Source organism: Streptomyces sp. NPDC002825 (assembly GCF_040295385.1).
Lineage (GTDB): Bacteria > Actinomycetota > Actinomycetes > Streptomycetales > Streptomycetaceae > Streptomyces.
The window spans coordinates 345,356-363,539 of the sequence record NZ_JBEOVH010000002.1 but is presented as its reverse complement, the minus strand read 5'-3'; the positions used below and the strand labels follow the sequence as shown (position 1 = coordinate 363,539).

General features: G+C 72.5%; 17 protein-coding genes. 7 read left to right on the top strand and 10 right to left on the bottom strand.

What is annotated here, in order from left to right; all coding sequences use genetic code 11:
* Positions 1 to 66: 66 nt before the first annotated feature.
* Complete coding sequence (locus ABT041_RS04095; RefSeq protein ID WP_351178580.1) at positions 67 to 738, bottom strand: class I SAM-dependent methyltransferase; 672 nt, start codon at positions 736 to 738, stop codon at positions 67 to 69.
* Positions 739 to 848: 110 nt separating this feature from the next.
* On the opposite strand from ABT041_RS04095, the gene ABT041_RS04090 reads away from it, so the two are divergent.
* Both ABT041_RS04090 and ABT041_RS04085 read left to right on the top strand, forming a co-directional pair.
* The gene (locus ABT041_RS04090) at positions 849 to 1,871 is read left to right on the top strand and encodes an MsnO8 family LLM class oxidoreductase (RefSeq protein WP_351178577.1); all 1,023 of its coding nucleotides are present in this window, start codon (positions 849 to 851) and stop codon (positions 1,869 to 1,871) included.
* A gap of 96 nt (positions 1,872 to 1,967) precedes the next feature.
* Entirely contained in the window at positions 1,968 to 4,337 is a 2,370-nt protein-coding gene (locus ABT041_RS04085; protein ID WP_351178574.1) for an ATP-binding cassette domain-containing protein, read from the top strand.
* Positions 4,338 to 4,455: 118 nt separating this feature from the next.
* On the opposite strand, the gene melC2 is transcribed toward ABT041_RS04085, so the two are convergent.
* From melC2 to ABT041_RS04060, 5 genes are all read right to left on the bottom strand, one after another.
* On the bottom strand, positions 4,456 to 5,283 hold the full coding sequence (gene melC2, locus ABT041_RS04080; protein WP_351178571.1) for a tyrosinase MelC2: 828 nt from the start codon (positions 5,281 to 5,283) through the stop codon (positions 4,456 to 4,458).
* A gap of 23 nt (positions 5,284 to 5,306) precedes the next feature.
* A complete protein-coding gene (gene melC1, locus ABT041_RS04075) occupies positions 5,307 to 5,693 on the bottom strand; it encodes an apotyrosinase chaperone MelC1 (RefSeq protein ID WP_351178568.1) in 387 nt (128 codons plus the stop codon).
* Positions 5,694 to 5,986: 293 nt separating this feature from the next.
* Positions 5,987 to 6,736, bottom strand: coding sequence for a succinate dehydrogenase/fumarate reductase iron-sulfur subunit (locus ABT041_RS04070; RefSeq protein ID WP_351178565.1), 750 nt, complete (start codon positions 6,734 to 6,736; stop codon positions 5,987 to 5,989).
* Positions 6,733 to 8,673, bottom strand: coding sequence for a fumarate reductase/succinate dehydrogenase flavoprotein subunit (locus ABT041_RS04065; RefSeq protein WP_351178563.1), 1,941 nt, complete (start codon positions 8,671 to 8,673; stop codon positions 6,733 to 6,735). Before ABT041_RS04065 ends, ABT041_RS04070 begins: the two co-directional genes overlap by 4 nt.
* 1 nt (position 8,674) lies before the next feature.
* Positions 8,675 to 9,400, bottom strand: coding sequence for a succinate dehydrogenase (locus tag ABT041_RS04060; RefSeq protein ID WP_502976357.1), 726 nt, complete (start codon positions 9,398 to 9,400; stop codon positions 8,675 to 8,677).
* A gap of 96 nt (positions 9,401 to 9,496) precedes the next feature.
* Here ABT041_RS04060 and ABT041_RS04055 point away from each other — a divergent pair, with 96 nt between their 5' ends.
* Complete coding sequence (locus tag ABT041_RS04055) at positions 9,497 to 10,384, top strand: LysR family transcriptional regulator (RefSeq protein ID WP_351178560.1); 888 nt, start codon at positions 9,497 to 9,499, stop codon at positions 10,382 to 10,384.
* Positions 10,385 to 10,422: 38 nt separating this feature from the next.
* Here the strand turns inward: ABT041_RS04055 and ABT041_RS04050 are convergent, their stop codons facing one another.
* Positions 10,423 to 10,983, bottom strand: coding sequence for a helix-turn-helix transcriptional regulator (locus ABT041_RS04050; RefSeq protein WP_351178557.1), 561 nt, complete (start codon positions 10,981 to 10,983; stop codon positions 10,423 to 10,425).
* A 109-nt stretch (positions 10,984 to 11,092) separates the two neighbouring features.
* On the opposite strand from ABT041_RS04050, the gene ABT041_RS04045 reads away from it, so the two are divergent.
* Positions 11,093 to 11,539 (top strand): hypothetical protein, encoded by a 447-nt coding sequence (locus tag ABT041_RS04045; protein WP_351178554.1) that lies wholly within the window; start codon positions 11,093 to 11,095, stop codon positions 11,537 to 11,539.
* A gap of 136 nt (positions 11,540 to 11,675) precedes the next feature.
* On the opposite strand, the gene ABT041_RS04040 is transcribed toward ABT041_RS04045, so the two are convergent.
* Positions 11,676 to 13,841 (bottom strand): putative bifunctional diguanylate cyclase/phosphodiesterase, encoded by a 2,166-nt coding sequence (locus ABT041_RS04040; protein WP_351178551.1) that lies wholly within the window; start codon positions 13,839 to 13,841, stop codon positions 11,676 to 11,678.
* Positions 13,838 to 14,650, bottom strand: coding sequence for an SAM-dependent methyltransferase (locus tag ABT041_RS04035; RefSeq protein WP_351178548.1), 813 nt, complete (start codon positions 14,648 to 14,650; stop codon positions 13,838 to 13,840). The genes ABT041_RS04040 and ABT041_RS04035 overlap by 4 nt, the downstream gene beginning before the upstream one ends.
* 543 nt (positions 14,651 to 15,193) lie before the next feature.
* On the opposite strand from ABT041_RS04035, the gene ABT041_RS04030 reads away from it, so the two are divergent.
* The 3 genes from ABT041_RS04030 (at position 15,194) to ABT041_RS04020 (ending at position 17,467) form a co-directional block, all read left to right on the top strand.
* Positions 15,194 to 15,931 (top strand): hypothetical protein, encoded by a 738-nt coding sequence (locus ABT041_RS04030; protein ID WP_351178545.1) that lies wholly within the window; start codon positions 15,194 to 15,196, stop codon positions 15,929 to 15,931.
* A 50-nt stretch (positions 15,932 to 15,981) separates the two neighbouring features.
* Positions 15,982 to 16,746 carry a bestrophin-like domain gene (locus ABT041_RS04025; RefSeq protein WP_351178542.1) on the top strand — a complete coding sequence of 255 codons (765 nt, stop codon included), beginning with the start codon at positions 15,982 to 15,984 and terminating at the stop codon, positions 16,744 to 16,746.
* 163 nt (positions 16,747 to 16,909) lie between these two features.
* Positions 16,910 to 17,467, top strand: coding sequence for a hypothetical protein (locus ABT041_RS04020; RefSeq protein ID WP_351178539.1), 558 nt, complete (start codon positions 16,910 to 16,912; stop codon positions 17,465 to 17,467).
* Positions 17,468 to 17,581: 114 nt separating this feature from the next.
* Here the strand turns inward: ABT041_RS04020 and ABT041_RS04015 are convergent, their stop codons facing one another.
* Positions 17,582 to 18,109 carry a hypothetical protein gene (locus tag ABT041_RS04015; RefSeq protein WP_351178536.1) on the bottom strand — a complete coding sequence of 176 codons (528 nt, stop codon included), beginning with the start codon at positions 18,107 to 18,109 and terminating at the stop codon, positions 17,582 to 17,584.
* Positions 18,110 to 18,184 lie beyond the last annotated feature (75 nt).

Here is an 18,184-nt window from a genome sequence, read left to right as displayed (position 1 = left end):
GTGCCCGCATTCTGTGACCGGACTGATGAACCGTCAATAACTGATGCAGCGTCACTTGACGATACGTCAGGCGCGTGGGGCCTCCGTGAGGGACGGGCGGCGGGCGTAGGTGAAGAGGTGGTCCTCGGGGGCCGCGCGGTCGTCCTCCGGAGCGAAGACCGACAGCGCGTGGTGGAGCACCTCCAGGCCGCACTCCTCCCGCTGGAGCCGCAGGTACTCCTCCACCGAGAAGCTGGAGACCCTGACCGTGCGCTCCATCCAGACGATCTCCACGTCCTCCACGTCCGCGGGCACGGTCGCCGTCACCAGGAAGCCGCCCGGCGCCAGCCAGCCGGCCATGCGCCGCAGACTGGCCGCCGCCTCCGCGCGGCTCATCATCATCAGCGGGAAGAACGCGCACACCGCGTCGAAGTGGCCCTCCGGCGCTTCGAAGGCCCGCACGTCGCACTGCTCGAAGCGGGCCCCCGGCACCTGTGCCCGCGCGAGGGCGACCATCTCGCCCGACACGTCGATGCCGGTCACCTCGCAGCCGGCCCGCGTCAGGAGGTCGGCCACCGGCCGGCCGGTGCCGCTGCCGACGTCGAGGACCTTCGCCCCCGCGCCGAGCCGTGCGGTGAGCCACTCGATCGCCGCCAGCTGGGCCGGCAGCCGGACGAAGGCGCGTTCGTACTCGATCCCCAGGCCGTCGAACAGCTCCGCCGCCGTGACCGGCCGCCCCTTCGTGGCGTCGTGGTCCATTCCCAGTTCCTCTCCGTCGCGGGGTGCGTACCCGGGGTTCGTACCACAGCCGGGCCCCCGCCTCGCCGGCCTCCGGGGAATCACTCCCGCCCCAGCGCCTTGAACCCTGCGTGAGTACCTTCCCCGCCGGCATCCGCTTCTCCGTCCTCGACCGCTCCCGCACCCGGGAGGGCGAGGACGCTCCCCGGGCGCTGCGCGACACCGTGCGCCTGGCCCGGGAGGTGGAGGCCCTCGGCTACCACCGTTTCTGGGTGTCGGAGCACCACGGCGTGCCCGGCGTCGCCGGTTCCGCGCCCACGGTGCTCGCGGCCGCCGTCGCCGCCGCGACCTCCACGGTCCGTGTCGGTACGGGCGGGGTGATGCTCCCGAACCACCGGCCGCTGGTCGTGGCCGAGCAGTTCGGTGTGCTCGAGTCCCTCTTCCCGGGCCGGATCGACATGGGGATAGGCCGCTCGGTGGGCTTCACGGACGGCGTCCGCCGCGCGCTCGGCCGGGACAAGGACGACGCCGACCGGTTCGGGGAACAGCTCGCCGAGCTCCTCGGCTGGTTCACCGGCGAGCAGACGGCGCACCCGCAGGTGCACGCCCGGCCCGCCGAGGGCCTGCGGGTGCCGCCGTTCGTGCTCGCGACCGGGGAGGGCGCCGGGATCGCCGCGGAGGCCGGGCTGCCCCTGGTCATCGGTGACCTGCGCGGCCGGGACCGGCTCCTGAAGGCCGTCGACACGTACCGCGCCGCCTTCCGCCCGTCGCCGTGGGCCGCCGAGCCGTACGTGGCCGTCGCCGGGACGGTCGCGGTCGCCGCCACCGAGGCGGAGGCCCGGCGGCTGCTGATCCCGGAGGCCTGGTCGCTCGCGTACTCGCGGACCCGCGGCGTCTTCCCGCCGCTGGCCGCTCCCGAGCGGATCGAGGGGCTGCCGATGACGGAGAAGCAGCGCGGTTTCTACGAGGCGGGGCTGGACGGGCACGTGCACGGCACGGAGGAGCAGGTGGCGGAGGCGCTGGAGCGGGCGGTGAAGGAGACCGGGGCGCAGGAGGTACTGGTCACCACGAGCACGTACGACCGGGCGGCGCTGAGCGAGTCGTACCGTCGGCTGGCCCGGGCGGTCGGGCTGACACCGTCGGGGTCGGGCTGACACCGTCGGCCGGCCCGGGCGGTCGGGCTGACGCCGTCGGCTGCCCGAGGACGGGATCGATCAGGGCAAACGCGGACCATTCGATAAAGTCGCCCCATGCATGACACCCCCCACGATCCCTACGTCCGCGTCCGAGGTGCCCGGGAGCACAACCTCGCCGGGGTCGACGTCGACATCCCGCGTGACGCGCTCGTCGTGTTCACCGGGGTCTCCGGCTCCGGCAAGTCGTCGCTGGCCTTCGGGACGATCTACGCCGAGGCCCAGCGGCGGTACTTCGAGTCGGTGGCCCCGTACGCGCGGCGGCTGATCCACCAGGTGGGGGCTCCCGCGGTCGGCGAGATCACCGGGCTCCCGCCGGCGGTCTCCCTGGAGCAGCGCCGGTCCTCGCCGAACGCCCGCTCCTCCGTCGGTACGGTGACCACGCTGTCGAACTCCCTGCGGATGCTGTTCTCGCGGGCCGGGGACTATCCGGAGGGGGCGGAACGGCTCGACTCCGACGCCTTCTCCCCCAACACGGCGGCGGGGGCGTGCCCTTCCTGCCACGGGCTCGGACTCATCCACGACACCAGTGAGGAACTCCTCGTACCCGACCCCGACCTGTCGATCCGTCAGGGCGCCATCGCGGCGTGGCCCGGTGCCTGGCAGGGGAAGAACCTGCGGGACGTGCTCGACACCCTCGGACACGACGTCGACCGGCCGTGGCGGGAGCTCGACGCGAAGGACAGGGAGTGGATCCTCTTCACGGACGAGCAGCCGGTCGTCACCGTGCACCCGGTGCGGGAGGCGGACCGCATCCAACGCCCCTACCAGGGCACGTACATGAGTGCGCGCCGCTATGTCCTGCGGACCTTCTCCGACTCGAAGAGCCCGACGCTGCGCGCGAAGGCGGAGCGTTTCCTGACCAGCTCGTCCTGTCCGGCCTGCGGCGGCGGACGGCTGCGGCCCGAGGCGCTCGCGGTCACCTTCGCCGGCCGGAACGTCGCCGAGCTGGCCGCCCTGCCGCTCACCGCCCTGTCGGGCCTTCTCTCGACGGTCGCGGCGACGGCCCCGGACACCTCGGAGACGGCGCGGGTCCTCACCGAGGACCTCGTCGCCCGCATCGGCACGGTCACCGAGCTCGGCCTCGGCTACCTCAGCCTGGACCGCGCCACCCCCACGCTCTCCAACGGCGAGCTCCAGCGGCTGCGGCTCGCGACCCAGCTGCGTTCCGGCCTCTTCGGCGTGGTGTACGTGCTGGACGAGCCGTCCGCAGGGCTGCACCCGGCCGACACCGAGGCCCTGCTCGTGGTCCTCGACCGGCTCAAGGCCGCCGGGAACTCGGTGTTCGTCGTCGAGCACCACCTCGACGTCGTCCGGCACGCCGACTGGCTCGTGGACGTCGGCCCGCGCGCCGGCGTGCACGGCGGGCGGGTACTGCACAGCGGCCCGCCGGAGGAGCTGGCCGGCGTCGAGGCGTCCGCGACCCGGCGGTTCCTCTTCGACCGGGCGCCCGCGCCCGGTCGGTCGGTGCGCGAACCGGCGCGCTGGCTGCGCCCCGGGCCGGTCACCCTGCACAACCTGCGGGCGGTGGACGCGGCCTTCCCCGTCGGCGTCCTCACGGCCGTGACGGGCGTCTCGGGCTCCGGCAAGTCGACGCTCGTCAGTGCGCTGACCGACGAAGTTCCCGGAGTGGGACGCCTGGTGACGGTGGATCAGCGGCCGATCGGCCGTACACCGCGCTCCAACCTCGCCACGTACACCGGGCTCTTCGACGTCGTGCGCAGGCTCTTCACGGAGACCGAGGAGGCCAGGGCGCGCGGGTACAAGGCGGGCCGGTTCTCCTTCAACGTGCCCGGGGGCCGCTGCGAGACCTGCCAGGGCGAGGGCTTCGTCTCGGTGGAGCTCCTCTTCCTGCCCAGTACGTACGCGCCCTGCCCCGACTGCCACGGCGCCCGCTACAACCCCGAGACGCTCCAGGTGCGGCTGCGCGGCCTCACCATCGCCGAGGTCCTCGATCTGACCGTGGAGTCCGCAGCCGCCTTCTTCGACGACACCCCCGCCGCGGCCCGGAGCCTGGGCGCCCTGCTCGACGTGGGCCTGGGCTATCTGCGGCTCGGGCAGCCCGCCACCGAGCTCTCCGGCGGCGAGGCGCAGCGCATCAAGCTCGCCTCGGAGCTCCAGCGGCCGCGCGGCGCCCACACCCTCTACGTCCTGGACGAGCCGACGACCGGGCTGCACCCGGCCGACGTGGAGGTCCTGATGCGCCAGCTCCACGGTCTCGTGGACGCCGGGCACTCGGTGGTCGTGGTCGAGCACGACATGGACGTCGTCGCCACCGCCGACTGGGTCCTCGACCTGGGCCCCGGCGGCGGCGACCAGGGCGGCCGGGTGGTGGCGGCGGGCCCGCCGGACCGGGTGGCGCGGGCGGCGGACAGCCGCACCGCGCCGTATCTGGCCCGGGCGCTGGGGTTCGGCGAGCGGCGCTGAACCCGCCCCCGTCCTAAGATCAGGCGCCGAACCCGCCCCCCTGGAATCAGGCGCTGGACCTGCTGCCCCCCTCCCTGGAATCAGGCGCCGAACCCCGGCCTCCCCTGGGCCCTCCGGATCAGGCCGCCGTGTCGAAGGTGTAGTGGCGGGTGTGGTCCAGCATGTCCGCCGGGGTCACGTCGTTCCACGGGCGCATGGTGTCGCGGAGGTCGACGACGTTCGGGGTTCCGGCGGCCGGCAGGTACGTCGACCGGGGGTGCCGGGCCTGCCAGTCGGCCCACAGCTTGTCCACGAAGGCGTGGTGCAGCCAGAACACGGGGTCGTTCGGGGAGACTCCGGTGCCCATCTGGCCGCCGACCCAGACGTGGACGCGGTTGTGGAGGTTCACCCCGCGCCAGCCCTCCAGGTGGTTGCGGAAGCCGTCCGAGGAGCTGTTCCAGGGGGCCGTGTCGTACGTCTCCATGGCGAGGACCGAGTCCACCTCGGCCCGGGTGGGCAGCTGGCGGCCGCCGGCGCCGAGGTCGCGCCGGAGGTAGTCGCGTCCGTCGACGCGGACGTTGATCGTCCAGCGGTTCCCGGTGCGGGCGAACGGGCCGTCCGTCACCTGCCCGTCGCGGGCCCGGCCGGTGCCGCCGAGGAAGTCGGGGGCCCAGAGCGAGGAGCGGGAGGTGCGGTCGGCCGTCCAGTCCCAGTACGGGAGGGTGACGGTCGGGTCGACGGACTTCAGCGCGTCCTCGAACTGTATGAGGAAGCGGCGGTGCCAGGGCAGGAACGAGGGCGAACGGTGGCCGACCCGGTCGCCGCTGTCGGTGTCGCTCATGATGAAGGCGTTGTGGGTGGTGACGAAGGTGTCGTACCGCCCGGAGCGCTTGAGCTCCAGGAGGGCGTCGACGAAGCGCCGCTTCTCGTCGGCGGTGAGGGTGGCCTGGTTCTTGCGTACGGTCATGGTGGTGCGGCTCCTGGCCCTGATCAGCTGAGGGTGAGGGGGACGAGCGGGGCGCCCTGGAGTTCCCGGACGGCCGCGCGGGCCACCGCCCTGGGCGTGGCGACGGGCTCGTAGTGGTTGATCACGCTGATCCAGGTGCCGTCGGCGTTCCGCATGACGTGCAGTTCCTCGCCGTCGATCGTCACGGAGTAGCCGCCTCCGTGGTGTCCCCCGTGATGGCCGCTGCCGTGCGAGGGCCCGCCCTGGATGCGGCGGCCCTGGTAGACCTCGTCGAACGGCTCCGGGGCGGTGGCCGTGGGAGCGGCGGCCCGGGGAGCGGCGGCGGCCGGGCCTGCCAGGGCGAGGCCCGCGGCGGCGCCTGCCGCGCCGGCCGCGACGCCGAGGGCCCGACGGCGGGTGATGCTGGACATGAAACCCCCAAATGGTCGGTGCGACCGGAGGGTTCGGTCAGGTGCCCCCCGGCGGTACTCATCAGTACCCGGGGGTGTCGGCGCGGCGGAAATCGCCGGAGGCCGGTTGGCCGCGAAGTGGACAACATGCCACGGTAAGTACAGTTTTGAACGGAGTTGATCTTGCTGTCGGGGCGGACAGGAGCACCCCGGAGCGAAGATCCTACGGAGAAAGTGATCGTTCCGTGAATGATCTTCGGCGCCGGGGTGCGGGGGGTGGCGGAGCCCACGCCGCCAGAGTGTCCGGAATCCGATCAGCTCCGGGGGGCCTTGCGCCGCGCCCGCAGCCACTCCCTGTTCATCGCCGCGATCGACGGGAGCGGGATGCCCTTCGGGCAGGCCGTGGCGCACTCGCCCGTCAGGGTGCAGCCGCCGAAGCCCTCGGCGTCCATCTGGGCCACCATGTCGAGGACCCGGGTCTCGCGTTCCGGGGAGCCCTGGGGCAGGACGTTCAGGTGGTTGATCTTGGCGGAGGTGAAGAGCATCGCCGAGCCGTTGGGGCAGGCGGCGACGCACGCGCCGCAGCCGATGCACTCGGCGTGCTCGAAGGCCGAGTCGGCGTCCGCCTTGGGGACGGGGGTTGCGTGGGCCTCGGGGGCGGCGCCGGTGGGCGCGGTGATGTAGCCGCCGGCCTGGATGACGCGGTCGAAGGCGGAGCGGTCGACCACCAGGTCCTTGACGACGGGGAAGGCGGACGCGCGCCAGGGTTCGACGTCGATGGTGTCGCCGTCGCGGAAGGAGCGCATGTGGAGCTGGCAGGTGGTGGTGCGCTCCGGCCCGTGCGCGTCGCCGTTGATGACGAGGCTGCACGCGCCGCAGATGCCCTCGCGGCAGTCGTGGTCGAAGGCCACGGGGTCCTCGCCGCGCAGGATGAGGTCCTCGTTGAGGGTGTCGAGCATCTCCAGGAAGGACATGTCGGGAGAGACCCCGTCCACCTCGTAGGTGGCCATGGCACCCTCGGTGCCGGCGTTCTTCTGGCGCCAGACGCGCAGGTTGAGCCTCATGCGTAGCTCCGCTGGGTGGGGTGGACGTACTCGAAGGCGAGGTCCTCCTTGTGGAGGACGGGGGAAGAGCCCGTGAACTCCCAGGCCGCCGCGTACGCGAACTCCTCGTCGCGGCGGGCGGCTTCGCCGTCCGGCGTCTGGGACTCCTCGCGGAAGTGGCCGCCGCAGGACTCGGCGCGGTGGAGCGCGTCGAGGCACATGAGCTCGGCGAGTTCCAGGTAGTCGACGATCCGGTTGGCCTTCTCCAGGGACTGGTTGAACTCCTCGCCGGTGCCGGGGACCTTGATGCGGCGCCAGAACTCCTCGCGGATCTCGGGGATGCGGCGCAGGGCCTCGCTCAGGCCCTCCTCGGTACGGGCCATGCCGCAGTACTCCCACATGAGTTCGCCGAGTTCGCGGTGGAAGGAGTCGGGGGTGCGGTCGCCGTCGACGGAGAGGAGGAGGTGGAGGCGGTCCTCGGTCTCGGCGAGGACCTCGCGGACCACCGGGTGGTCGTCGGTGACGGGTTCGCCGTGCGGATGGCGGGCGAGGTAGTCGTTGATGGTGGCGGGCAGGACGAAGTAGCCGTCGGCGAGGCCCTGCATGAGGGCCGAGGCGCCGAGCCGGTTGGCGCCGTGGTCGGAGAAGTTGGCCTCGCCGATGGCGAAGAGGCCGGGGACGGTGGTCTGGAGGTCGTAGTCGACCCACAGTCCGCCCATCGTGTAGTGCACGGCGGGGTAGATCCGCATGGGGACCTCGTACGGGTCTTCCGCGGTGATCCGCGCGTACATGTCGAAGAGGTTGCCGTACTTCGCCTCGACGGCCTTGCGGCCCATCCGGCGGATCGCGTCTGCGAAGTCGAGGTACACGCCCTGCCCGCCGGGGCCCACTCCCCTGCCCTCGTCGCAGACGTTCTTCGCGGCGCGGGAGGCGATGTCGCGGGGGACGAGGTTGCCGAAGGAGGGGTAGATCCGCTCCAGGTAGTAGTCGCGCTCGTCCTCGGGGATCTCGGCGGCGGGCCGGGTGTCGCCCTTCACCTTCGGGACCCAGATGCGGCCGTCGTTGCGCAGCGACTCGCTCATCAGGGTCAGCTTCGACTGGTGGTCGCCGGTGCGCGGGATGCAGGTGGGGTGGATCTGGGTGAAGCAGGGGTTGGCGAAGTACGCGCCGCGGCGGTGGGCCCGCCAGACGGCCGTGGCGTTGGAGTTCATGGCGTTCGTCGACAGGTAGAAGACGTTGCCGTAGCCGCCGCTGGCGAGGACGACGGCGTCCGCGTAGTGGGTGGAGATCTCGCCCGTGATCAGGTCGCGGGCGACGATGCCGCGGGCCCGCCCGTCGACGACGATCAGGTCGAGCATCTCCGTACGGGCGTGCATCTCGACGTTTCCGGCGGCGATCTGCCTCGACAGCGCCTGGTAGGCGCCGAGGAGGAGCTGCTGGCCGGTCTGGCCGCGGGCGTAGAAGGTGCGGGAGACCTGGACGCCGCCGAAGGATCGGGTGTCGAGCAGGCCGCCGTACTCGCGGGCGAAGGGGACGCCCTGGGCGACGCACTGGTCGATGATCTCGACGGAGATCTGGGCGAGGCGGTGGACGTTGGACTCGCGGGCCCGGAAGTCGCCGCCCTTGACGGTGTCGTAGAAGAGCCGGTGGATCGAGTCGCCGTCGTTGCGGTAGTTCTTGGCGGCGTTGATGCCGCCCTGGGCGGCGATGGAATGGGCGCGGCGCGGGGAGTCCTGGAAGCAGAACTGGACGACGTGGTAGCCCTGTTCGGCGAGGGTGGCGCCGGCCGAGCCGCCGGCGAGGCCGGTGCCGACGACGATGATCCGGTGCTTGCGCCGGTTGGCGGGGTTGACCAGCCTGGCCTGGAAGCGGCGGGTGTCCCAGCGTTCGGCGATGGGCCCCGAGGGCGCCTTGGTGTCGGCGATCGGCTCGCCGGTGACGTATCCGAGAGCACTCATGTCAGCTCACCACTCCGGTCATGACGGCGACGGGGACGGAGACGAAGCCCGCGGTCAGGACGAGCGCGAGGGTGTCGGCGAGGGCCTTGAGGAGGCGCTCGCGGCGGGCGTTGCCGACGCCCAGGGTCTGGGCGGCGCTCCAGAAGCCGTGGCGGACATGGAGGCCGAGGGCGAGCATGGCGACGATGTAGACGACGTTGCCGTACCAGGTGGAGAAGGTGTCGACGACGTTCTGGTACGGCTTGCCCTCCTCGAAGCCGCCGGGGTGGACGGTGCCGGTGGTCAGGTCGAGGACGTGCCAGACGATGAACAGGCCGAGGATGATCCCGCCCCAGCGCATGGTGCGGGTGGCGTACGAGGAGCGCTTGCGGCGGTGGACGTACGCGGTGGGGCGGGCCTTCAGGTCGCGCCTGCTGAGCTGGTACGCGGAGACGGCGTGGGCGACGACGGCGGCGAGGAGCGCGATCCGGACGAGCCAGAGGGCCCACTCGTGGTGCAGGACGGGGGCGCCCATGACGCGCAGCCAGTGGCCGTAGGCGTTGAACTCCTCCGGACCGAAGAAGACCTTGAGGTTGCCGGCGACGTGGGCGACGAGATAGCCGAGCATGACGAGCCCGCTGACGGCCATGACCGTCTTCTTGCCGAGGGTCGACGACCAGAATCCGCGGGAGGGTGTGGGGGACGGCGGGCGGGCGGCCGTCCGGTCCCTCGTGGGTGCCAGAGCCATGTGCTCGACGCTAGGGCCGAAGGGCCCGAGAGGTCCAAGACATGGTCCGGCTGATCTCCATAGGCTGTACCTATTCACATCCCCTACGCTGGGAGCATGCAGTTCCAGCAGCTCCTCTACTTCGTCGCCGTCGCCGAGACCCGGCACTTCACCCGGGCCGCCGAGCGCGTGCACGTCTCGCAGCCCTCGCTGTCGCAGCAGATCAAGGCCCTGGAGCAGGAGTTGGGCGCGGAGCTGTTCAGCCGGGCCCGGGGGAACATCACCCTCACCGACGCCGGCGAGGCCCTGCTGCCGCTCGCGCGCCGGATCCTCGCCGACACGGAGACGGCCCGCCTGGAGGTGCAGGAGCTGGCCCAGCTCAAGCGGGGCCGGGTGCGGCTCGGAGCGACGCCGAGCCTGTGCACGGGACTCCTCCCGGACGTGCTGCGCTCCTTCCACGACCTCCACCCGGGGATCGAGCTCCTGATCGAGGAGGGCGGCTCGCACGATCTCGTACGGGAGCTGGCGCGCGGGGCACTCGACCTGGCCCTGGTCGTGCTCCCCCTCCCCTCCCCCTCGCCCGCCCTGACGACGGTCGAGCTGCTCCGGGAGGACCTGGTGGTGGTCTCCGCGGCCTCGGAGCCGGCGCCGCGCCGGCCGGTGCGGATCAAGGACCTGCGGGACCAGCCCCTCGTGATGTTCCGGCACGGCTACGACCTGCGGGAACTGACCGTGGCGGCCTGCCGGGCGGAGGGCTTCGAGCCCACGTTCACCGTCGAGGGCGGAGAGCTGGACGCGGTGCTCGGCTTCGTACGGGCGGGACTCGGGCTCGCGGTCGTCCCGGCGATGGTCGCGGCGCGCGCGGGCCGGGACCTCAGGGTGACGGCCCTGGCCCGGCCGGGTCTGCGGCGGACGATCGCGCTGGCGCACCGCAGCGACGTGGCGCCCCCGAGGGCGGCCCGGGAGCTCCAGAGGCTGCTGATGGCGACCCGCCGGAGCGTGTGAGACGGACGGGGCTGTGGCGCTCCCGCCGCTGACCGTGGTCAGCGGCCGGTCGTACGGACCAGGGCGACGGCCTCGTCCGTGCGGCCCGCCCCGCAGACACGGAGGATCTCGGCGAGGCCGGGATGAGCGGCGTCGAGGAGCTCAGCCGCCGCGAGGATGTCGACGGCGCCCGCACGGCTGGTGAGCAGGTCGCGCAGGCGCAGGGCGAAGTGCAGGTCGGGGTCGGGGTCGGCCGAAGGGTCCTCGGTCTCGTGGTGCGGGAGCACGGCCGCGCCCATCGAGTCCTGGCCCGGCGTCCTGCTGGTACGGATCTCCGCGAGGACCCCGGGGGCGTCCCCGGCCGGTACGGTGCCGGCCCGGACCTCCTGGGCGAGGTGGAGGACGGCGGAGAGGCGGGCCGCCGCGTCGGGGTTGGCGATCCGGGCGCGCCGGCCCCGCATGGCGAGGCTGAGCATGGCGGGCGAGATGCCCAGGGTCTCGGCGAGCCCGGACTGGGTCATTCCGAAGCGCTCGCAGAGGTCCCGGCACAGCTCGCCGAGCGGAGCTCCGTACCACTGGCGCTGGAGTTCCTGATTGCGGGCGATGGCGGTCGCGTCCATGAGATGGACGCTAGGCCGCCGGATTGACACTTGTCAAAGGAAGTTTTCCTATGTCAATCTCCCCGTCGGAAGGCACGACCTCACCCACCCTCACTGATGGGACGTCACCATGCCCTGGAAGCGCAGCACTTCGCTTGTCGCCGTCGTCGCCCTGTCCGTCCTCGGGCTGACCGCCTGCGGGTCGGACGGCGACGCCAAGGGGGGTGGCGCCGCCACCGCCACCGCGACCACTCAGGCGCCGGCGGACGGCGGGGCCGCGTCCCCCACCACGGACGCGCCTGCCACGGGCGGCGTGAAGAAGCCCGACGACCTGCCCGCCGGCCTGCCGCTCCCGTCCGGGGAGCTGACCTCCGTGACCGGCAGCAAGGGCGCCTACGTCCTGACCTTCAGCGCCCAGGACCCGAAGGCCGTCGTCGCCGAGTACCGCAAGGCGCTGGAAGGCGCGCAGTACACGGTGGTGGACATCGCCGGCGTCTTCACCGCCACCTCGGACAAGACGTCCGTCTCGGTCGCCACCAGCGCGGACACCGTCGTCCTGACGCTGGCCACGCTCTGACGCCACCCGCCGCTGTGGGCATGCGCTCCGCCGGGGCGATGGGGGTCCCCCCAGCGGGACGATTGCCCACACGGGGTGCGCCGCGAGGGAGCCGTCCAGCCCGCTGCTCACGGCGGGCGGGACGGGCCCTCGCGAGTCACACCGCGTCCGCCAGCAACAGCGAGTGGATGCGGTCCGGCGCCCCCGGTCGGGCGTAGTACCAGCCCTGGGCCGTGTCGCAGCCCAGGTCGCGGAGCTGGCGGGCCTGGGCGCCCGTTTCCACGCCCTCGACCGTGACCGCCAGTTCGAGGCTGTGCGCCAGCGAGACGATCCCCTCGACGATCTTGAGGTCGACCGGGTCCACCGGGTGCTGCTGCATGCCCCGGGTGAAGGACCGGTCCAGTTTCAGGACGCTCACCGGCAGCCGACGGAGGTTGGCGAGGTTCGAGTAGCCCGTGCCGAAGTCGTCGAGCGCGATGTCCACGCCCATCTCGGCGAGCTGCCGCAGCGGCTTGAGGAGGTCCTCGTCGGCGCCGATCAGGGCCGACTCGGTCACCTCCAGGCACAGCGCGCCCGGTTCGAGGCCGGAGCGCTCCAGTACGTCGACCGTGTCGGCGACCAGGCGCGGGTGGTGGAGCTGCGTCGGCGAGAGGTTGACGTTGATGCGGAGCGGGCCGCCGTCGGAGTGCCGGGTCTGCCAGAAGCGGGCCTGGCGCACGGCCTCCTGGAGCACCCAGCGGCCGAGGGGCACGATGAGCCCCGTGTCCTCGGCGAGCGGGATGAAGCGGTCCGGGCCGAGGACGCCGTGCTGCGGGTGGCACCAGCGGACGAGCGCCTCCGCGCCGTGCACGCTGCCGTCGTCGAGGTGGACGAGCGGCTGGTACTCGATGAAGAACTCACCGCGCTCCAGGGCCGTCGGCAGGGCCGTGGTGAGCCCGTGCCGCGTGATGGCACGGGCGTCGGCCTCGGGGTCGGCGAGTTCGAAGCGGTTGCCGCCCGCCGACTTGGCCCGGTACATCGTGATGTCCGCGCTGCGGAGCACCTCGGCCGGGGTCCGCTCCCCCGCCGGGCCCTCGACGACGCCGAGGCTGCCGCGCACGGTGAGCTCGCGGCCGTCGATGCGCAGGGGCGTGGCGAGGGCGGCGAGGATGCGGTCGGCGAGTTCGGTGACGTCCCGCTGGCCGCCCGCGCCGGTGGTGAGGGCGACGAACTCGTCGCCGCCGAGCCGGGCGACCATCTCCCCGGCCCCGGTGACGCAGCTCTGCAGCCGGTCGGCGACCTCGACGAGCAGCCGGTCGCCGGTGGAGTGGCCGAGGCTGTCGTTGATGACCTTGAAGCCGTCGAGGTCGAGGTAGCAGAGGCCGAAGCGGGCGTTCTCGCCGGGGGCGAGGGCCTTCTCCAGGCGTTCGAAGAACAGGGTCCGGTTGGGCAGTCCGGTGAGCGCGTCGTGGGTGGCCTCGTACCGCAGGCGCAGATGGAGCAGGCGCCGTTCGGTGGTGTCCTCCATGAGGGCCAGCTGGTACTGCGGGCGGCCTTCGGCGTCCCGGAGGAGCGAGACGGTGAGGTTGGTCCAGAGAACCGTTCCGTCACCGCGGTAGTACGGCTTCTCGACGCGGTAGTGCTCGCGCTCGCCGCGGACCAGCTCCTCGTACAGCTTCCAGACGTGCGGCCCGTCCTCCGGGTGGACCCACTCGGAGACGTTCCGGCTGCGCACCTGTCCCTCCATCCCGCCGAACATGCGGGTGAGGGTCTCGTTGACCTCCAGGACGTTGCCGTCGAGGTCGGCGATGCCGATGCCGATCGCCGCACCGTCGAAGACCGCGCGGAAGCGGCTCTCGGTGGCGTGCAGGGCGATCTCGGCGGCGCTGCGGGCGGCGAGCGCGGAGCGGGCGATGGCCTCCTGCTCGGTGAGGGTCCGCTCGCGCAGGGCCCCCGCGTAGCCGGTGGCCATGGCGTGCTGGAGCCGGGCGCAGCGGGCCCGCAGCTCCTCGGCGGGCAGGTCCGACTCCGTACCGCAGTAGAGCACCAGGTACGAGTCGACGACGCCGAGGCTGCGGCCGAGCGCGTCCGGGTCGGTGCAGTGGGCGGCGACGAGGGCCGCGCCGGCGCGCTGGGCCGGTGCCGTGTCGAAGGGGCGGGCGTGCAGGGCGTCGCACAGGGTGCGGGCCAGCGGCAGCAGATGCCCCTCGAACTCGGCGCGGGTCAGCGAGGTGGCGGTGACGGGGAAGATCGCGCGGCTCCAGATGGTGACGAACCGCCTGAGTCTGTCCTCCGGGCCGTCGGCTTCGGCGACGGCGCCGGACGGCTGCGACGGGACCTTCACGCCTTGCGCCCCACCCCTGCGAACCCGGAGAAGGCGTACGGATCCTCCTCCTCGACCGGACCGTCCGGCCGCCACAGCGGCATCGGGACGAGTCCGGGCTCGATCAGTTCGGTGCCCTCGAAGAAGCGGCTGATCTCCTCGCTCGACCGCATCACCAGGGGGTTGCGGATGTCGCGGTAGACCCCGACGGCGCCGCCTGCCGTCTCCTCGGAGAGCGGGATGCCCTCGTACGAGGCGTGGGTGAGGACGAGGAGGCTGCCGGGGGCGAGGGCGTCGATCAGCTCGGCGACGGCCTCGCCCGGGCGGTCCTGGTCCTCCAGGAAGTGCAGCACGGCGACGAGGAGCAGGGCCACCGGCCGGTCCAGGTCGAGGAGTCGGCTCACCTCGGGGCTCTGGAGGATGTCGGCCGGCTTGCGCAGGTCGGCGGAGACGACCGCCGCGCTGCCGGCGCCGTCCAGGACGGCGCGGCTGTGGGCGACGGCGACGGGGTCGTGGTCGACGTAGACGATCCGGGCGGCGGGGTCGGCGGCCAGGGCGACCTCGTGCACGTTGCCGAAGGTGGGTATGCCGGAGCCGATGTCGAGGAACTGGGTGACGTCGTTGTCAACGGCGTGGCGGACGGCGCGCCGCATGAAGGCACGGTTCGCCTGCATGATCTTGGGCAGGCCAGGCATGAACTCCATGGCCTTGCGCGCCGCTTCCCGGTCCACTTCGAAATTGTGCGAGCCGCCCAGATAGAAGTCGTACATACGGGACACGCTCGGTACCGAAATGTCGATACCGGGCGGAGCCCAGGCGGGACGCTCCATCAATGTCTCCAACAAGTCGCCATGGGGGATGCGGCCAGGTGTTCGCGGCCGGTGTTCGAGGTGAGGCTACTGATCGCCCGCCGGGAGAGCGAGTAGAAACGGAAATTCGCGGTCCGTTCTTGGTCACACGCCATTGGCACGTGCTCTTGGAACGCAGAGTTCACGCCTTCAGGCTGTGCAAATTCACGTGCATATGATCGTGCGTCGGTTCCCGCGACGGTGCCGGTCGCACCCGGTGGAGCGCCAGACCCTGCCCGTAGCTCGGCTGTTGCCGTCCTCGGGGCCCGGTCGCCGGTGCAGGATGCCCTGTTGGCCGTCCCCTCCGACAGGGCGACAACCGGACACTTCTTGCCCGGGAGGCCGGAAGGGACCGTGTCGGCCACCCGTCCGGAATCATCCCGCCCGGCAATAACGGGCATTGCGCCGAATCCGTCACCGACACCTGGCGAAACGTCAAGCCCACACATCCGGAGATCCCCTCCATCTGGCGAATCCCGCCCGAATCCGCCCGCGCACGCCCCCGCTGTGATCAAGCTCGACGGCGTGTCTCTGTACGGATCACTCCTCGCGCGGCCCCTGGCGGCCCTCGGGCTCGTGTGGCTGCTCGCCGCACCGGCGCCCGCGTCCGCCGACGCCTGCGCCTACGCCTCGACCGACTCGGGCGGTTCACAGATCGCCGTCGCGGTGGCCGGCGACGGCCACCACGACGGCGACGACGACGGGAACAGCGACGGGAAGGGGAACGCCGGCGGGAAGGGCCACGGCAAGGGCAAGGGCCACGAGCACCACGGGAACGGCAAGGGCAAGGGTCACGAGCACCACCACCACCACCCGAAGCCCTGTGACCCCGAGCCGCCCCCGCCGTGCCCGACGCCCACGCCGACGCCCACGCCCTCACCGACGCCGACGCCCGAGCCCCCCAAGCCGTCCCCGTCCCCCAAGCCGACCCCGAAGCCGGAGCCGCCCCCGCCGCCCAGGCCCGAGCCGGCTCCGCCCCGGCCCACGCCGAAGCCGCCGGCCGCCCGGCCCGCACCCCGCCCGGAGCCGCCGTCCCCCGCGCCTCCGACGACCAGGCCTCCGGAGCCCGCGGCCGCACCGCCGGCCCCGCCGTCCCCGACTCCCACCGTCCGGCCGCGACCGTCGGCCCCCGTGGCGCTGCCCGGCTACCGCGCGGCGACGCACACCAAGAAGCAGGGGGGCACGTCCGTCGTCACGGCGACGCTGATGATCACCGCGCCCGCCGTGCTCGCGACGGCGATCCTGCGCCCGCGCTCCAAGTGACGCGCCGTCCCCCTCATCCACCGACCCTCTGAATCCCGCCGGAGGAATCCATGTCCGAATGGCTTGTTCTCTCCCTCGCGATGGCCGCGGCCTGCGCCGTCGTGCTCACCATCGTCGTCATCAACAACCGCCGGATCCCCGAGGACGACGACCCCAGCGAGACCCCTGACGTCATCGAGTACATGACGATGATGATCGGCGTGATCTACGCGATCGTCCTCGGTCTGGCCATCGCCGGTGTCTGGGAGGCCCGCGGCGCCGCCCAGGAGACCGTGCGGCAGGAGGCCCAGGCGATGCACGAGATCTCGGCGCGCGCCGAGGTCTACCCGCAGGACGTCCGCGCCAGGATCCGCGCCGACGTCGACGCGTACGTCTCGTACGTGGTGCACGACGAGTGGACGTACATGGCCGAGAAGGGCGAGCTCAGCGACGAGGGCACCGCGCTCCTGGAGAAGGTGCGGCGCAGCGTCACCGACTACCAGCCGGCCAACGACTTCGAGGGGCAGGCGTACCAGCCCCTGGTGGACCAGGTGGCCCTGGCCGACGACGCCCGCGGGGCACGCGGGCAGAGCGCGGGGGAGACGATGCCGGGGGTCGTCTGGTTCGGTCTGATCATCGGGGCCCTGGTGACGGTCGGCCTCATCTTCACGCTGCAGATCCGCAGGACCGGCCGGGAGCTGCTGCTCGCCGGGCTGTTCAGCGTGCTGATCGCCTTCCTGCTGTTCCTCATCTGGGACTTCGACGCGCCGTTCGGCCGGGGCATCTCGGCGACCGCCGCGCCGTTCACCGATCTGTTCCCGCAGCTCACACGGTGAGTCCGCGCGTGCGAGTGGGCCACCCGGGGGACATCGGTGCCCCATTCGCACCTCTGGGATCGCGGCTGTGGTAGTGCGCTCCTAGCGTTTCCGGCATCGAGGTGCGTGGTCCTTCGCGGGAACCCCCTTCCGCGGCTGCCCCTCGGGACCCGGAGGATTCCCCATGCGCGCGATACGTGCCGCATCCACTGCCCTGTTGGGGGCGGCCGCCATCGCCCTGGCCGCCCCCGCCGCCCTCGCGGCGGACGGTGCTCCCGCGACCGCCCCGCGGGCACCCAGGGCCAAGGCACCGGGCGATTTCGTCGTGTCGCCCTCGGTCGTCGCCCCGGGCGGCCGGCTGACGCTGAGCGCCCCCGGCTGCGCCAGTACGGCGACGGCCTCGGCCGGCATCTTCGACACCGTCACCATCGCACCGGGGGCGACGGCGTCCGCCACCGTGGACGCGGACGCCAAGCGCGGCGCCGTCTACACGGTGCTCTTCAACTGCACGGGCGGCGTGCAGGACACCGTCGCCCTCACCATCAGCGGTTCCCCCTCCGCCACTCCGACGATCAGCGCCACGATCCTCACTCCGCCGCGCGGGGTGCGGGGCGGTATGGGCGGCTCGATGGCACCCACCGGCACCGAGATCGCCGTCGGCGGCGCGCTGGTGGTCCTCGCGGCGGCCGGCGGCGGCGTCTACGCGGTCCGTCGCCGCTCCGGCGCCGGCCGGCGTCACTGAGCGGACGCCATGGCCCGGAGCGGCGCGCCGCGTCCCAGGACGCCCGTCGCCCCCGGGTCCCGGCAGGGACTCGGGGGCGACGGGCACAGCGGGCCGACCGGGAGGTTCGGCCGGTCAGACTCCTGCGCCGGTCACACGCCGGCGGCGGGCGATGAAGAGACCGCCGCCGAGCGCGGCCGCGGCGACGAGCGAACCGCCGACCGCCATCTCGGTGGAGCTCGGGGCCATCGAACCGCCGAGACCGCCGGCCGCGCCCTGGCCGGGGATGACCCGGAACGACTGCGTGAGCGTACGGCCGTTGCACTGGACGGCCAGGTTGTACTGGCCGGGCGTGGCGTTGTTGAAGATGCGGACGGTGACGGTGGACACCCCGTTCACGGCGGCGGGCAGCGTGGCCGTCGCGAAGGCGTTGGACGTGACCGTGCCACCGGCGCAGCCGCGGACGGTGATCGTGAGGAGCGCGCCCTGGTGGACCGCGAAGGGGGACACCGTGACGCCGTTGGAGTTGTCTCCGCCCCGCTCGGCCTGGAAAGGGCTGACGGTCACGCTGCTGGGCCCGTTGGTGGCGGTGGCGAGGGGGGCCGCGAGTCCGAGCGCCGCGAGCGCGGTCGCCGTCACCGCCAGAGTGCGTGCAGCACGCATGGTTGAACCTCCAGTGGAAGACGCCCCGAAGCGGTGCTCCGGAAGTTTCGACGAGTGCGCCTTCCATGACGAACC

Coding starts and splice junctions, on each gene's coding strand:
- ABT041_RS04035 (WP_351178548.1), bottom strand. CDS start 14,650: ATGGAGCGTCCCGCCTGGGCTCCGCCCGGTATCGACATTTCGGTACCG.
- ABT041_RS04050 (WP_351178557.1), bottom strand. CDS start 10,983: ATGGACGCGACCGCCATCGCCCGCAATCAGGAACTCCAGCGCCAGTGG.
- ABT041_RS04065 (WP_351178563.1), bottom strand. CDS start 8,673: ATGAGTGCTCTCGGATACGTCACCGGCGAGCCGATCGCCGACACCAAG.
- ABT041_RS04015 (WP_351178536.1), bottom strand. CDS start 18,109: ATGCGTGCTGCACGCACTCTGGCGGTGACGGCGACCGCGCTCGCGGCG.
- ABT041_RS04070 (WP_351178565.1), bottom strand. CDS start 6,736: ATGAGGCTCAACCTGCGCGTCTGGCGCCAGAAGAACGCCGGCACCGAG.
- ABT041_RS04045 (WP_351178554.1), top strand. CDS start 11,093: ATGCCCTGGAAGCGCAGCACTTCGCTTGTCGCCGTCGTCGCCCTGTCC.
- ABT041_RS04085 (WP_351178574.1), top strand. CDS start 1,968: ATGCATGACACCCCCCACGATCCCTACGTCCGCGTCCGAGGTGCCCGG.
- ABT041_RS04020 (WP_351178539.1), top strand. CDS start 16,910: ATGCGCGCGATACGTGCCGCATCCACTGCCCTGTTGGGGGCGGCCGCC.
- ABT041_RS04055 (WP_351178560.1), top strand. CDS start 9,497: ATGCAGTTCCAGCAGCTCCTCTACTTCGTCGCCGTCGCCGAGACCCGG.
- ABT041_RS04025 (WP_351178542.1), top strand. CDS start 15,982: ATGTCCGAATGGCTTGTTCTCTCCCTCGCGATGGCCGCGGCCTGCGCC.
- melC2 (WP_351178571.1), bottom strand. CDS start 5,283: ATGACCGTACGCAAGAACCAGGCCACCCTCACCGCCGACGAGAAGCGG.
- ABT041_RS04060 (WP_502976357.1), bottom strand. CDS start 9,400: ATGGCTCTGGCACCCACGAGGGACCGGACGGCCGCCCGCCCGCCGTCC.
- melC1 (WP_351178568.1), bottom strand. CDS start 5,693: ATGTCCAGCATCACCCGCCGTCGGGCCCTCGGCGTCGCGGCCGGCGCG.
- ABT041_RS04095 (WP_351178580.1), bottom strand. CDS start 738: ATGGACCACGACGCCACGAAGGGGCGGCCGGTCACGGCGGCGGAGCTG.